General features: G+C 45.4%; 11 protein-coding genes and 2 pseudogenes. 6 read left to right on the forward strand and 7 right to left on the reverse strand.

Features of this window, described 5'->3' with window-relative positions; genetic code table 11:
• Positions 1–31: 31 nt before the first annotated feature.
• Both JFC05_RS12935 and JFC05_RS03765 read left to right on the forward strand, forming a co-directional pair.
• A pseudogene (locus JFC05_RS12935) lies at positions 32–244 on the forward strand (IS3 family transposase); the annotation flags it as partial.
• Positions 245–487: 243 nt separating this feature from the next.
• Complete coding sequence (locus tag JFC05_RS03765) at positions 488–1,276, forward strand: DUF2071 domain-containing protein (protein WP_198335828.1); 789 nt, start codon at positions 488–490, stop codon at positions 1,274–1,276.
• Positions 1,277–1,380: 104 nt separating this feature from the next.
• On the opposite strand, the gene hrpA is transcribed toward JFC05_RS03765, so the two are convergent.
• The 3 genes from hrpA to JFC05_RS03780 all read right to left on the reverse strand — a co-directional run bounded on the left by hrpA (position 1,381) and on the right by JFC05_RS03780 (position 7,851).
• Positions 1,381–5,595, reverse strand: coding sequence for an ATP-dependent RNA helicase HrpA (gene hrpA, locus JFC05_RS03770; RefSeq protein ID WP_198335829.1), 4,215 nt, complete (start codon positions 5,593–5,595; stop codon positions 1,381–1,383).
• A 162-nt stretch (positions 5,596–5,757) separates the two neighbouring features.
• The gene (locus JFC05_RS03775; RefSeq protein ID WP_198335830.1) at positions 5,758–6,075 is read right to left on the reverse strand and encodes a hypothetical protein; all 318 of its coding nucleotides are present in this window, start codon (positions 6,073–6,075) and stop codon (positions 5,758–5,760) included.
• A gap of 354 nt (positions 6,076–6,429) precedes the next feature.
• Entirely contained in the window at positions 6,430–7,851 is a 1,422-nt protein-coding gene (locus JFC05_RS03780; protein WP_198335831.1) for an SLC13 family permease, read from the reverse strand.
• A gap of 421 nt (positions 7,852–8,272) precedes the next feature.
• On the opposite strand from JFC05_RS03780, the gene JFC05_RS03785 reads away from it, so the two are divergent.
• Positions 8,273–8,437, forward strand: a complete 165-nt coding sequence (locus tag JFC05_RS03785) for a hypothetical protein (RefSeq protein ID WP_198335832.1) — start codon at positions 8,273–8,275, stop codon at positions 8,435–8,437.
• A gap of 191 nt (positions 8,438–8,628) precedes the next feature.
• On the opposite strand, the gene JFC05_RS03790 is transcribed toward JFC05_RS03785, so the two are convergent.
• Complete coding sequence (locus JFC05_RS03790; RefSeq protein WP_075100886.1) at positions 8,629–9,297, reverse strand: YoaK family protein; 669 nt, start codon at positions 9,295–9,297, stop codon at positions 8,629–8,631.
• 128 nt (positions 9,298–9,425) lie between these two features.
• The gene (locus JFC05_RS03795) at positions 9,426–10,232 is read right to left on the reverse strand and encodes an enoyl-ACP reductase FabI (RefSeq protein WP_075100887.1); all 807 of its coding nucleotides are present in this window, start codon (positions 10,230–10,232) and stop codon (positions 9,426–9,428) included.
• A 339-nt stretch (positions 10,233–10,571) separates the two neighbouring features.
• On the opposite strand from JFC05_RS03795, the gene folE reads away from it, so the two are divergent.
• Positions 10,572–11,168: a GTP cyclohydrolase I FolE gene (gene folE, locus JFC05_RS03800; RefSeq protein WP_172953095.1), complete on the forward strand. Its 597-nt coding sequence runs from the start codon at positions 10,572–10,574 to the stop codon at positions 11,166–11,168.
• A 170-nt stretch (positions 11,169–11,338) separates the two neighbouring features.
• On the opposite strand, the gene JFC05_RS03805 is transcribed toward folE, so the two are convergent.
• Positions 11,339–12,649 (reverse strand): iron-containing alcohol dehydrogenase, encoded by a 1,311-nt coding sequence (locus tag JFC05_RS03805; protein WP_198335833.1) that lies wholly within the window; start codon positions 12,647–12,649, stop codon positions 11,339–11,341.
• Positions 12,650–12,998: 349 nt separating this feature from the next.
• Between JFC05_RS03805 and JFC05_RS03810 the strand changes: the two genes are divergently transcribed.
• The gene (locus tag JFC05_RS03810; protein WP_198335834.1) at positions 12,999–13,523 is read left to right on the forward strand and encodes a hypothetical protein; all 525 of its coding nucleotides are present in this window, start codon (positions 12,999–13,001) and stop codon (positions 13,521–13,523) included.
• Positions 13,524–13,598: 75 nt separating this feature from the next.
• On the opposite strand, the pseudogene JFC05_RS03815 reads toward JFC05_RS03810, so the two are convergent.
• A pseudogene (locus JFC05_RS03815) lies at positions 13,599–14,737 on the reverse strand (IS3 family transposase).
• Positions 14,738–14,823: 86 nt separating this feature from the next.
• Between JFC05_RS03815 and JFC05_RS03820 the strand changes: the two are divergent.
• Positions 14,824–15,291 (forward strand): hypothetical protein, encoded by a 468-nt coding sequence (locus tag JFC05_RS03820; RefSeq protein ID WP_198335835.1) that lies wholly within the window; start codon positions 14,824–14,826, stop codon positions 15,289–15,291.
• The last annotated feature ends 13 nt before the right edge of the window (positions 15,292–15,304 follow it).

Consider the following 15,304-nt stretch of genomic DNA (forward strand, 5'->3'; position numbering starts at 1 on the left):
CGTTTTAAGGCATGTCATCAAGCCCCTAAGATTAACTGAAACAGTCAATGGGCTTTATAAGTCTGAGGTGATTCATTATTTAAAGCAGAACTGGACTGGTGTGAATGACGTTGAATTAGCAACCCTAGAATGGGTCGATTGGTTTAACAAAACACGTTTGAATAGTAAAATTGGTTATGTGTCGCCTTTTGAGTTTGAAAGACGATACTATGATAGTCTTACTGAGTCAGATAAAGCTGCCTGACTCAAGTAATCCACTCTCCGATATATCGGGGCGGTTCAGGTTTTTATAAAGTAAAAAGTAAAAGGCTGGATTAGCGCTTGCTAGTCCAGCCTTTTTTATTGTTTAAAAAACAGATAGGGTTTATTTTTAATGGGTTCCAGTTGAACATAACTTGAATAACTTGAGAGGCCTACGCACTTCAAATTCTTTTACAAAATACTGCACTAAATTTGATAGAATCATACTCTAACTTTAGGAGATGGTATGCAACAACTGAGACGTTTCGAAGATTATCTACAGGAGAGACCTGAGCCTACTGGCATAGATGTGATTTGTGGTCTGAAACACTTCTCCATCATCACTTATGCGGTGCCAGTTGAGAGATTCGCTGGTATGATTCCTGATAGATTTGCAATTGACATCGTATCGATAAATGGTGAAAACAAAGGGCTTATATCTGTTGTGCCTTTTATCGACGTTGACTTTACCTCAGCCGTTTATCCTTTCCCAAAGTTTACTATGCCGCAGACCAACTACCGCATTTATATTATAGACAAACAAACTGGCGAGCGCTGCGTCTGGTTTTTAGGTACGACTTTGGATTCATGGACATTGGCCGTGCCTAGATATGTATGGCAGCTACCATGGCACTCAGCTAAGGTGAGTTTTGATTGTCACTTTGATGACGCAACAGAGCTATATACTAAGTATGTCATGAATGCTCAATCAGACTGGGCAGCGGCTTCGGTGTCTCTGCAACAAACAGGAGAGGAGGTATTATCGTTTGCAGGTTTTCCTAATGTTGAGTCAGCCCTTATTTATATTACTCACCCACTAGCAGGTTTTTATCATCGTAGAGATGGTAAGCTCGGCACTTATCGTGTCTGGCATAAACGGCTTGAAGTAAAACCTGCCACCTTAATTTCGGCAAATTTTAAACTGTTATCAGATTTTGGTATTGTTCCAAATTCCGAGCAAAACAACCCTTACAGTGTATTGGTTGAGCCCCTAAATGAGTTCACAATATATCTACCCCCAAAGATCCTAGACTAAGTAATTTGGCGAATAAAATACATTCATAAGTTTTAGTATAAAGTAGCCGCTCGCATAGGGTGCCCCTCACGCACCCTACTCACTATCCTTTATTTAACAGTTTATTAACCCACCTTATCCCACATTTTACTCAAACGCTTAGGTGACACCGCCATACGAGTTTTCATCGGTTGGGCAAACAGTTGAATGCGATACTCCTCGACCATCCAGCGATATTCACTGATGGCCGCATCGCTGGCACGGTTTGCCAGTCGCTCCATGTGCACATCGAGCGCATAAACACCGTCGAGATCAGCCTCGAGGTTGTGCTCCAGACGTTCGATACGAATCTCTAGCGCCTCAAGATAGCGCGGATACTGCTGCCACTGACTGTAATCCATCCGATAAACAAAATCAGACAAATGCAAGTCCTCAAGCTGGTCTTCGATATCATCGATAGACTCGCCAAATACCTCCCGATCCAGCATGAGTAAGCTCTGACGAATACGTTGCCAGCGCGTATAGACGTTTTTGAGAGTTTTGATGACACTCTGACCCGTCAATAAAAAATTGCTAACCACAGCCTCGAGCGTCTTTGCATACTCCTCTGTGGTAAAGGGTAGCTCTTCGCTCAGTTCAACTGCCACATCATCGGCGCTCTCAGGCAAATCCTCACTATGATCAAATAAGACATAATGCTCCTCAAGCGTGGCATCAAGTGTCGCATCAATCACAATGGTCTTTAGGGCTTCCATATCACCCAGCGGGGCAAAGGCCAATTTAAATATCTTATCGATTTGACTGGTCAGCTGCTTTCTTTTGGCACCCAGCTTGCCTTTGATCAAAGTCAAAACCCCGATACGATGCGCCTGCAGTGCGGCATTGACATCGGTGTATTGATGAATCGATACCGCCTCACCCGCCTCATCTGCGACCAAGGCAGCAAATTGCTTCATCACTACGCCTGCGCTATGATGGTTTTTACTAAAGGCAAAATGCTCAGGGAAGTCCGTGTGTGCGCCTTGCTGCTCATTGACCGCTTGACGGGTCTCTTGAGCATGACGAATCTGTAGCGTTTGTAGGTCGCGTCCTTTTTCGATGATGCGGTTTTTGTCATCGACCACACAGATTTGTGGCTGCAAATAACGATCAATGCTGGCCGGATTAAAGCTCGCTTCGCTCACCGACATAATGCCGCGGCGGTGTAGCGCTTGACACAGCTGCTTGAGCAGACCTTGCTCGCCCTCAGGCTTGAGCTCATCAAACAAACTATCCGCGGTATCTGGAATCGGTACGATTTGACGGCGAATGTCTTTTGGCAAGGATTTGAGCAGTTGCAGTACTAGCTCATAGCGCCAACCCGGTACGCCCCATAACAGCTCGATAGCATCAAGCTGCGGTAGTGCAGCAAGTGGCACCCGAATGGTCACCCCATCATCGTCGCTGGCAGGATCAAACACGTAACGCAGTGGCAAGCGCAAATCGCCTAACTGCCAAATCTCAGGGAAGTCGCCGGTAGTCGGTGCTTGACTGTTAAGCACATCGTCATCGGTAAAGAATAGATACTTAGGATCGCTTTTTTCCATCTCCGCGCGCCAATCTTCGAAGGCTTTGCGGCTAGCGACGTTCTCAGGGATTTTTTTGTCATAAAACTGATACAGCGCCTGTTCGTCGACGAGTAAATCGCGGCGACGCAATTTATCTTCGATACGCTCAACATGGGCGATTTTGTCCATATTGTGCTGCAAAAACGGCGCTTGCCGACCCAAATTACCCGTTACTAAACCGTCACGGATAAATATCTCCCGCGACTCTGCCAAATTGACCTGCTCATAGTTGGTCAGCTGCTTACTAACAATAATCAGCCCAAACAAACTAATCTGCGCGTAAGCTTTAACGCGGCCTGTCTTTTTGGACCAATGCGGCTCAAAATAATGGTACTTCAGTAAGTTGCCCGCCGCGGAGATGATCCACTCAGGTTCAATCTTGGCAACAGTACGCATAAACACTTGCGAGGTCTCAACCATCTCAAAGGCCATGACCCAAGGCGGTACTTGTTTAAACACAGTACTGGCTGGGAATATTTTGGCTTTTTGCTGGCGTGCTGCTAAGTACTCACCGCGATTTTCTGTCTTATGCGCGATGGTCGAGAGCAGCCCCGTCAATAGTGCGCGATGCAGATTGGCATATTTGACCGCTTTGACTTCCTCATCTTCCACACTGGTAGGGTCACTACTACCCGCCCCTTTTTTACCGCCTTTATCATCTGCAAGATTAAGATCCGTGACCATCTGCAGCAACTGCCGATGAGTCTGACTCCATTCACGCACGCGCGGGAAGCTCAGATAGTGTTTTTTAGCAAACTGTTTGCGCTGATTACCAGATAATTTATTGCCGTCTTCGCCTTTTTCAAACAGCGCTTTCCATAGACTTAAATAAAACAAAAAGTCAGAGTCATCTTGACGAAACTCAGCATGCTTTTGATCCGCTTGCTGGCGTTTATTGGCGGGGCGCTCGCGCGGATCTTGTACGGCAAGCGCGGCGACAACAATGAGCATCTCACGGATACAATCAAAGTCGCTACCTGCCACCAGCATACGCGCCAGCCTTGGATCGATAGGCATACGCGCCATCTTTTGCCCGATACGGGTCAGACACAGATGATCCAAAGTTTGTTTGCGTTTGGGTAGGTTAGCTTTGTTGTTTTTGGCGGTAATCGCGCCAAGCTCGTCAAGTAATTTATGCCCATCAGTCACCAAACGGCTATCGGGCGGCTCGATAAATTCAAAATTCTCGACGCTACCTAAACGCAGGTTCGCCATCTGCAAAATAACGGATGCAAGATTGGTGCGTAGTATCTCAGGCTCGGTAAACTCAGGGCGACCGCTAAAGTCCTCTTCACTATACAGACGAACACAAACGCCCGGCGCGACACGGCCACAGCGACCTTTACGCTGATTGGCAGCCGCTTGCGAGATGGCTTCAATCGGCAAACGCTGTACACGCGAGCGATAAGAGTAACGTGATATGCGCGCAAACCCTAAGTCAATCACGTAGCGAATGCCGGGTACGGTCAGTGCAGTCTCGGCAACGTTGGTAGCAATCACAATACGCCTACCGCGACCTGACGGCTGAAAGATACGCTGCTGCTCTTCATAAGTCTGCCGTGCAAACAGTGGCAACACTTCGGTGTGCTTGGGTCCATGACGAACCAGTACATCTTGCAGCTCACGAATCTCTGCTTCTGTCGCCGCAAATATCAAGATATCTGCTTGGTCGGCATGACCTTTATTTTGCGCATCGCTAAAGCACTCTTCAACAGCAGCAACCACCGCACGCGGTAGATTTTCTTCAAAATCATCGTAGCTGTCGTCATCTGAGCTACCCACTGGCTCATCAGTCAGCGGGCGATAACGTACCTCAACCGGGTAACTGCGGCCTTCGACATTAAAAATCGGCGCAGGGACATTACGCTTGAGCTTACTATCATAACGGCTAAAGTATTCACTAAAACGCTTGGTATCGAGGGTGGCTGAGGTAATAATGACTTTTAAATCAGGGCGTTTGGGTAGCAGTTTTTTTAGATAACCCATAATAAAGTCAATGTTTAGACTACGCTCATGCGCCTCATCGATAATAATCGTATCGTATTTACTCAAAAACCTGTCATGACCAAGCTCAGCGAGCAAGATACCATCGGTCATCAATTTGACAATCGACTGCGCTGACCCCTGTTCGTTAAAGCGAATCTTAAAGCTAACGGTATTACCCAATTTCTCGCCAAGCTCTTCGGCGATACGGTTGGCCACACTACGTGCTGCGAGCCTACGCGGTTGGGTATGCCCTATTTGCCCTGTGATGCCGCGCCCTGCCAGCATCGCAAGCTTCGGCAACTGCGTCGTTTTACCAGACCCTGTCTCACCTGCAACGATGATGACTTGGTTGTCAATGATGGCTTGCACGATGTCATCAGCGCGCTGACTGACAGGCAAATCTAGGTTTAAGGTGGCTGGCAAATTGTCTGGGATACTATCGATACGCGCTTGCACCGCTTGCTGTGAGCGGGTTTTTATTTTTTCGTATTGCGCGCGTTTTTTAGCCAGCTCTTTTTGCGCTTTGTCTTGCTTATCATCAGTATTTGAATTTTTGTTTTTTGATACCGCCGCGCGTGCCAGCTCACGCTCTAACCGGCTTAAATAGTGGCTATCTTTCGCCAACACAGGTAGTTCTGTAAGGCTATCTTTATCTGCTATCTGAGCTAGATTATGAATCGTATCATTTAGATCTTTTGCTGAGTTATTCTCTGCTAAGTTTGGCGCATCTTTTAAAGTATTAGACATATTTGCTTAGGCTATTTATTGTTTATAAGTGCTAAGAGTATGGGGGTATTTTCGGCGGGATTCAAGGTGGTTAAGGTGTTTGCTTGGTAGCTTAAATTAGCTTTTAACCTTTTAGAAAGCTGTTTTAAAAACACTATAAAGATATAGGAACTGTTGAAATAATCAATCGCTACTGCTATAAATCGTCCGCTGATCTCTAGCTGCCTTTGCAAAGAAGTCTTGCAGCGTTTGTAACGGTACTCTAGGAAAAGGCAGGTGCAACGACAGTATCAAGCGCTCAAATGCTACCATCTCATCGGCCAATGCTCGCGCGGTAGCAGGTTCGATCTGCGGGCTTTCATAAAGATTATCAATCAGCCAAGTCAATTGCGGAAAGCTGGCATTATCATGAATCTGATAGAGTGTCGGCACCAGATCATCAGGGATGTGACAGCGCGTTTTACGAATCATACCGTTTTTATAATACATAGTTAGGGGCATATGATGGTACCTCTTTATTCAGTTAGAATGGCTGCATAACGTCTATATAAAGTTATAAGCGATTAGACTTTGGTACAGGTAGCTTTGCTTGGCTTATTACTACTTGAGCTATTATTTGAGCCGTTATTTAAACCACTGTGTGATGAGCTATATTTGGACTAGTTTACTCCAAAAATGCCTTGACCACATCAGCCTTGTATAACACCTCTATAGTGAACTGACGATACAATATTTATCAATTATCACTGTTGTCCGGCCCTGCCGCGTATATAAAAACAAAAACCCGATGTCCAATAGTCATGGAAACATCGGGTTTTGTCTGTATTGGTATGTCTTAGTCGGATATATTTGAGGCTATATCAAGAAAAAATACGCCCACAATCCAACAACGACGGTGGCAATGATGTTGAGTATTACCCCTGTGCGGACCATCTCAGATTGTTTGATCAACCCAGTACCAAAGACAATGGCGTTTGGCGGTGTCGCAACAGGTAGCATAAAGGCACAAGATGCGCCAATACCGATGACCAGCACCAGCACCTCATGCGGCAGACCCATTTGCTCAGCAATCGCCGCAAATACTGGCACCAGCAGCGCAGCTGACGCGGTGTTTGAGGCAAACTCAGTCAAAAAGATAATAAAGGCCGACACCGCAATCATCACCAAGATCAGCGGCGCAGAAGACAGCGCACTTGCCACCGTCTCACCCAGCACCAATGATGCGCCCGATACTTTTAAGATCGTCGATAGCGCAATACCGCCACCAAACAGCATGAGCACACCCCAATCGGTATTGTCCGAGACTTGCTTCCATGATACCAGACCCAGACTGACCACCGCGGCGGCCGCTGACAAAGCAATGATAGCATCGGTATCAGTGATATCGAGCGCTGCACCAATTTTTTTAGAAAATATCCAACTAAAGGCAGTGATAATAAAGACGATAATCGTCACAACTCGCGGCTTGTTCCACGCGATTGGCGCTTCATCGAGTACAGTGATTGTGCGGTTGAGGTTGGGTTTTAAAAACACATACATCGCCCCCAAGAGCAGCGGCAACAACACCAACATCATGGGTACACCAAACTTCATCCAATCTACAAAGGCGATGTTGAGCGCTTTTGCCGCAATAGCATTAGGCGGCGAGCCCACGATAGTACCCAAGCCCCCAAGGCTGGCTGAGTATGCGATACCCAGCAGCACAAAAACAAAAGTGCCGCGGTCTTTTTCGCGATCCACTTGCGTGAGAATACCCAGCGCCAGTGGCAGCATCATCGCCGCTGTAGCAGTATTAGATATCCACATCGATAAAAACGCGGTCACGGCAAATATCAAAAACACCGCCGTACTCAGCTTACCACCTGACATCGATAATATCTTTAGGGCGATTTTTTTGTCTAGCTGTTGTACATGTAAGGCAGCGGCTAGTGCAAAACCACCAAAAAACAAATAAATAGTCGGGCTGGCAAAGCTTTGTAGGCCAATCTTGGCATCAAACTCAGGTATGCCAACCAGCGCCCCGACCACGACGACCAGCAAGGCGGTGATAGTCACGTGTACCGCCTCTGTCAACCACAGCACACCGATAAAAAACAGCACCGCAAGGCCTTTATTGGCATTGACTTCAAAGGGTAAAACGTTATAGATAATCATAGCGATAATGGCAGCGATGGCGACCACTATCAGCCCTTTACCCGTCCCCTTCGGAAAGGTATCGGTAAATAAATACTCATTGCCATCATCAGGAAGATGGCTGTCTAGTTTTTGCTTTGACATAAAATGTCCTTATTGATCCAAAGACAGTGTAAAAAAACCCTAAAGATAAACCAAAGAGAGAGTATAAATTGTGATAACTGGCGGGTTATCAGCAAAAAACAGGCTGTCATCATAGCAGATATATCGTAAAAAACGCGCCTGACAAAGCACTTGATTGACCTGTATCAATGTTCGTTTATAAGAATGCTTTAAACTCAATTACTTATCTAAGCAACATTTTTCGTCATCGATGGCGCTGCTAGCAAATACCGTTCTGCCAAGTAGCAAGGATCATGCGCTTTAGTTATGAGTCTTTAGTTACAAACCGCCAGTTACACATCGTCACTAAACACGCATACACACCATATGTACAACACCACCATGCTCTTTCATACTAGGACATGTCTTCAATCAAATTGACAATAACTATTAGGAGCATTTCATGACAGATGACAATAAAACAAACTCGACCACAAAAATGGCTCGTAAAGATATCAATCAAGATGGCCTTGACCAAAAAGACCAGCAGCGTACCGATGACTCTGCCCTAGACATGATGCAAGGCATGCATGAGCACGAAGATCATAACGAAGAAAGCGATAAGTAATTCGCTGGTTTTTCAAATATTTTTATAATTTTAAGCAGCCACGTAAAATAAGCGCATTGCCACTGACAACGCGCCATTTATGTATTGTTTGCTATAAGCGCTCATTGGAATGATGAGCGCTTTCTTTTATGAGCACGTGTCCTAGATCTTTTTCTTAAGATACGCTCTTTTTTAGTTTATCTTTATTTTAATTATCTTTTCTCCGGCAAGCGGTCTGAGACATAGTTATAAATAAACGCCGCGCTAAGTACGATGCTAATGGGCACAAACAGCGCATCATAACCGACCTTTGCAAATAAAAACGCCCCAAGCGCACTACCACCACAAAAGCAGTACCAGATAATCGCTTGAAACCCTAAGGTAGGCTTGCTGATGGCACGACCTGCCAGCCAGTTTCCGATGGCCGCACCCATATCTGAGGTAAGACCTGTCAAATGAGTCGTGCGAATGACTGCCCCACTATAAGTCGCTACCATGGCATTTTGTAAACCGCAGGCCATCGCTGCCGCCAGCTGCCCTAAGTAGTCATGCTGCTGATATAGCCAATAACTGAGCAGCAGTAGTGCCGCCTCGATATATAACGCGCGGCCATAACGTCGCCCAAGCTTTAGGGACGTCTGCCCGATCACATAACCGCTTAATATCGCACCTGCCAAAAACGACAGTAGCAGCGCCCCGATATACAAGATACTACGAGCATCCATGTAAGCGATTGCAGCGGCAAACAGACTCACATTACCCGTGACGTGCGAGACAGAAAGACGCGCAAAGCCCATCAGCGCCGCTGTATTTACGCAGCCGGCACTAAACGCTAAAATCGCGCCGCCCCATAATATCCACTTTGGTAGTTTGGTGATCATATTTGTCGTTTCATGGCCTAGGGCCAAAAAGCCTTTATTATAACCAAAAAAGACAGCCCATAGGCTGCCTTCTGTCTTTGCTAAATAATATCACTGAATATGTCAGTTCATGCCCTTACCTTGAGCGGCTACTTTGACTCATCAGCCATCATTAGCTGCTCGCTGATGGCCACGGTATTGAACCCAGCATCCACAAACATAATCTCACCGGTGATACCTGAAGCCCATGGTGATAGCAAGAACAACGCTGCGTTACCGACCTCTGTTTGGGTGATATTGCGTTGTAGCGGCGCTATCTTTTCGCTGATATCGAGCATTTTTCTAAAAGATTTGATGCCGCTGGCGGCCAGCGTACGGATAGGCCCTGCTGATATAGCGTTGACACGGATACCTTCACCGCCCATCGATGTCGCTAGATAACGCACACTGGCCTCCAAGCTTGCCTTGGCCATCCCCATGACATTATAGTTTGGCAATACTGAGATACTACCTTCATAAGTCAGTGTCAGCATCGAGCCATGACGCATAGCCAGTAACGACCGCGCCTCTTTGGCCAATGCTACAAAACTGTAGCTTGAGATATCGTGCGCGATTTGACTGCCCTCACGAGTGGTGGCGCTAACAAAATCGCCATCGAGCTGATCCATTGGCGCAAAGCCAATAGCATGTACGACGCCATCGATACCATCGCCCCAATGTGCGGTGATTTGCTCAAAGCAAGCGGCGATAGAGTCATCTGAGGCGACATCACACTCTAACACCAAGTCTGCCTCAAATGCTTCGGCTGCCATATCTACCCGTTTTTTGATTTTCTCATTTGGATAAGTCAAAATCAATGAAGCGCCTTCACGGTGCAACGCTTCTGCGATCGCCCATGCGATAGAGAGTTTACTTGCGATGCCAGTTACGACAAATCGTTGTCCTTGCAGTAGCATAATATTTCCTTTTGAATCGTTCGAGAGTATAAATGCTCATTATAAGTATGATAAAAAGATGACTCATTATACACGAATTGATTTAAGTAAACAGTCGTAAACTGTACTTACTGATACAGATGCTGGCATCCTCTATGTTATGGTGATGCCTGATGGCGATAAAACGCGCAACTCTGGCCACAGCAGTATGAAGTTAAGCCTTTTTCAAGTATAATCACAGCCCTTCCCAGCTTGCACAATTTTTATAAAAATCCCTTACAACCCTTGCTCGTAATCGAGTGCTTGTAACTGAGGATTTAGCGTTAAGCTACACCCACATTTTGGATGGCTGCCAAACTTATGAGTAATACCCCCATCATCACTCCAGATTATAAAGAAAATATCGACTCTTATCGTCAATTGATTGACTCAACTGGCGAAGACTTAAATCGCCCAGGCTTACTAGACACGCCTGCGCGAGCAGCAAAGGCGTTTTCTTATTTGACGCAAGGCTATCATCAAAGCTTAGAAGAAGTCGTCAATGACGCGGTATTCCCATCGACCAATCGCGAGCTTGTATTGGTGCAAAACATCGAGTTTTACTCGCTGTGTGAGCATCATATGCTACCGTTTCATGGCGTGGCGCATATCGGTTATTTACCAAATGGTCATGTATTGGGTCTGTCAAAGTTTGCGCGCATCGTCGACATGTTTGCTCGCCGCTTGCAGATCCAAGAAAACCTAAGCGAGCAAGTCGCCCAAACCATCATGGATGTGACAGGGTGTCGCGGGGTAGCTGTGGTAATGGATGCTTCGCATATGTGTATGATGATGCGCGGCGTCAACAAACAACAGTCAACCACCCGTAGTACCGCCATGCTGGGTGAGTATCTTCACGACAATCAAGCACGTAATGAATTTTTGGACGCGGTGCCCAAGCGTCGACCGGCGTTTTAATGTCGCAAGCAATCAAGCCTAACATCTAAACCCAGATAAACGCCCAAACAAAACCCAAAAAGGATACTGCGTTCAGTATCCTTTTTTGTCACTTTTCGTCAGCCTTAGACGCTCGGCTGCATCTGAGCGATCCAGTCGCCGTGCCAGCCTGTGCTTTAAACAAGAGCACCCTAAGCGACCGCATTCGCCGTCTTGGCAGCAGCACTATGCTGTTCACTGGCGTGTTTGATCCTTGTTAAGATGTCTTTGATTTCGGCAGGTGACAGATAGGTCGGCACCGCATAAGTATCACTGACTTCTTTTGCCGCCGCTTTTGCGATGTCATCAAAATCACTGCTTTGCATGCCTCTTACCGCTGGGTCGATGTGTAAGCTAGCAATCAAGTCGCGCACTTGCGCGATTAGATGATCGGCGATCTCAGCATCACTATTACCAGCGTTGCCTTGCCTGATCATTCCTGTCTGCTTGGCCAGCTTGGCCAGTCTTTTTTTGCTTGCTTGACGATTGACGTCTAGCACATAAGGCAAGACGATGGCATTGGCACGACCATGAGGAATACCATAATACGCCCCTAGCTGGTGCGCGATGGCATGGACATAGCCAAGACCCGCTTTGTTAAAGGCGATACCGCCATAATGTGCAGCTATCCCCATTTCTTCGCGAGCCTGCAGGTCTTCCCCATTTTCATAGGCGATTGGCAGATACTGCATCACCGCTTTGGTGGCAGAAGCGGCATAATAGTCGGTCTCAACGCTAGCATTAGCGCTCATCCACGCCTCTAAGGCATGAGTCAAAACGTCAATACCAGTATCCGCAGTGATATGCTTAGGCATCCCTTTCATAATCACAGGATCGATAGCGGCTGCTAGGGGTACCATTCTGGGGTCAATCGACAGCGCTTTTTGGTGAGTTTTGTCATCAGACACCACCGCACCTAGGGTCGCCTCTGAACCAGTACCAGCAGTGGTAGGAATACAATAAAGCGGTACAGAGGGCTTTTTGGCTTTTAAAAGTCCGATTAATTGCTCAGGCTGACATTTATTACCTTGGGCCATGGCGATCATTTTGGCCGCATCGATGACCGAACCGCCGCCGATGGCAATGATCGAATCGCACTTGGCGGCGACAGATTGGCGCAATCCTTCTTTGACCACAGCAAACGTTGGGTCTGGCGTGATACCATCATAGATATGGTAGCGGATATTTTTCTCATCCAGATAGTCGGTGACTTTGGCAGGGATGCCCAGCTTATCAAGCACAGCATCTGTGACGATAAAGACATGAGCGTTGCCTTCATTTATCAGCATATCGCACAGCTCCTCACATGAGGTCTCACCGACAAACAACATCGGTCTTCTAATCGGCACAACATAAGAAAACGCTTTTAGCACTTTGGCGCGAGTCTTGGCGACCGCCAGATAGCCTGCATGCTGTAAACCATTGGTATTGATCAATTGAGAGAGACGATTTGGGTGTTTCATGGGTACAAAAATCCTTTTTTATGATGTCTTTAAACCATGCCAGATACCCTATCACTGCTGTATCAAGCAAACGACTGTTTAAATTTATTGTACCACTGCCGTTTTTGTGATGTCGCACTTACTGTGAACTGCCTTGTTCTACTTTTCACATTGTTCTGCTTTTTACGTTGTCATATTGTCACACTATCACGGCCAGACCTGTCGCAAACACACTTAGCTGCTATCCTTAGCCAGCCAGTGCTCGTTGTCTCGTCCAAAAAACCAAATCATCACTATAGGTGCCAAAATAATTAGCCAAATACCATAAATAATCGGCAAACCTAGCGCTACAGCAGTACAGCTTAGCCCAATGACCACAAAGGCCATCAGTATCGCCATCATATTACGACTCGACTTACGGCACATCAGCTCCCGCAGTATTTTCCATCAAAAGCGAGAAAATCCATTGGTCTCTTTTCAAAGAGTGGTTCTGGGTGGACATAATACCTACAGTAACATGGAGTATCCAAAGACTTCATTTACCCCTGATGTCTCTTTGCTAGCGATTACCCCGGTTTTATGGCTGCGCTATTTAGGAAGGTTACTCTCTATCAATACCAGCATCACGCCGCTCTTTAGTGAGCCTATAGAGGCAGAGTGTCAAATTGATACCAATGATCCTCACGATTCGAATAAGTATCCACCTGAGGGTAACCTTCAAGATAAATTATCACTTCGCTATAAGCTTGTTTTTGCCGCTGTCTTATTTGTGTCTACTATTGTCATGCTGATCTTTTCAGCATTTTATATTGATTCGCTCGGTGCAGTGAAAGGTGGTGATTATCCAAGCTTGCTTGATAGGCTGCTTCGTATTTTATCTTTTGGCTCGTTGTGATGGGGTAGAGAGTGAAAGAATAAGATAGTGTTGTTGTAAATACCCCATTCTTAACACAACATCATCGTAGAATAATTAAGCCACCTGTCTGTACTCGGCAGGTGTCATATCATTAAGTGAATCATGGGGTCTTTCGGTGTTATAAACCGTGATCCATTCCTCAGTCAGTTGACTGACCTCATTTAAATCATTGAATAAATAACAATCCAAGACCTCATTGCGATAACTACGATTAAACCGTTCAATATAAGCATTTTGATAAGGACAGCCAGGCTCGATATAATCAATATAAATACCATGAGCTGATGCCCAATCAGTAAATATGCTGGATGTAAACTCACTGCCGTTATCCACACGAATTTGCTTAGGATAACCATGCCACTCGGCTAACTGGTCGAGGTAGCGAATCACTCGGTGAGAAGGCATACTGGTACCAATATCAATGCCTAATACTTCACGGTTGTAATCATCAATCACATTAAAGGTTCGAAAGCGAATATTGTTGTGTAGTCTGTCACTCATGAAATCCATAGACCAAGTATGACCTAATGTATTTGGTACACTTAGCGGCTGGGGGTTACGTGCTGGTAGCCGTCTTTTAGACTTACGGCGTAGGTTTAAGTTTAACGCGGTATAAACACGGTGTACTCGCTTATGATTCCATGAATAGCCAAGCTTGCGTATACGCTTAAAACACTTTGGGAAACCCCAACGATTGTGCTTATCTGTTAGCTCATTTAAGACATCAATAATCTCACTATCATCAGATAGCTTAGGCTTATAGTAGTAAGCGGTTCGGCTCATACAGACCACCTGACAGCTCACTGCAATACTAACACCATACTGCGCCTGTAATTCTTGCGCCCAGACTTTGCGCTCGGGTACAGGCGCTATAGCTTTTTTATGATCTCTTCTTGCATCTGAGATTTTAAGCTTAAGTCAGCATACATCTGTTTAAGTCTGCGGTTTTCTTCTTCAAGCTCTTTTAAGCGTTTGACGTCAGACGCTTCCATACCACCATATTTAGATTTAACTTCGCTATCGCTTCGTCTTGCGTCACTAAAACAGTCTCCCAGACTGTTTCTTAACGTTCCTCATTATAAAAGTCGAGCTAGCTACCCCGTATTTCCACGGCACAGCTCTTTAGCAGGTATCCCAGCTTCTGCTTCTTTTAATATGGATACTATTTGGGTCTCAGTCATTCGTTTGCTCATATTAAAAATCCTTATGGGTATTTTATAAGAAATTCTACGTTTGAGCTGTGTTATTTTAGGGGATAGTTACATTGTTTAAGAACAGGATGTATAATGCTGTTATTTTTCAACTTTTGTTGTTTAAACTAATGATTTACAATCCTCCTAATAATACTCACTCCATTGAAAAGCTACTAAGCCGATCTTGGGAAGGGAGCATACCTGCGTATCGAGAAAAAACAGCCAGCGTAGAGAAGCTAAGCCGTGATATGCATGAGGTAAACCCAGATTACCTACTGTTTCACCCCATTATTAACTCATATCAATTAATTGGATTTTTGATGGCTTATTGCTTTAGTTGGTTGTTTGGGCAAGGTTTCTTTTTCTTTACAGTAGTAATATTTAGTTATATTTTTATCAAAGACTTTGAATACGCAGCGTTATTTTTAATAGCTATGCTTATTTTATTTCTAATAGTTTTTGGTTTTGGACCATATCTTATATTAAGACAGATTAAAAATAAAAAATCCTACTATAGTCAGTCTAGAATAAAAGAGATACAACCCATATCATGAAACAGCTTAGGTA

The organism is Psychrobacter celer, assembly GCF_016107555.1.
Taxonomy (GTDB): domain Bacteria; phylum Pseudomonadota; class Gammaproteobacteria; order Pseudomonadales; family Moraxellaceae; genus Psychrobacter; species Psychrobacter celer.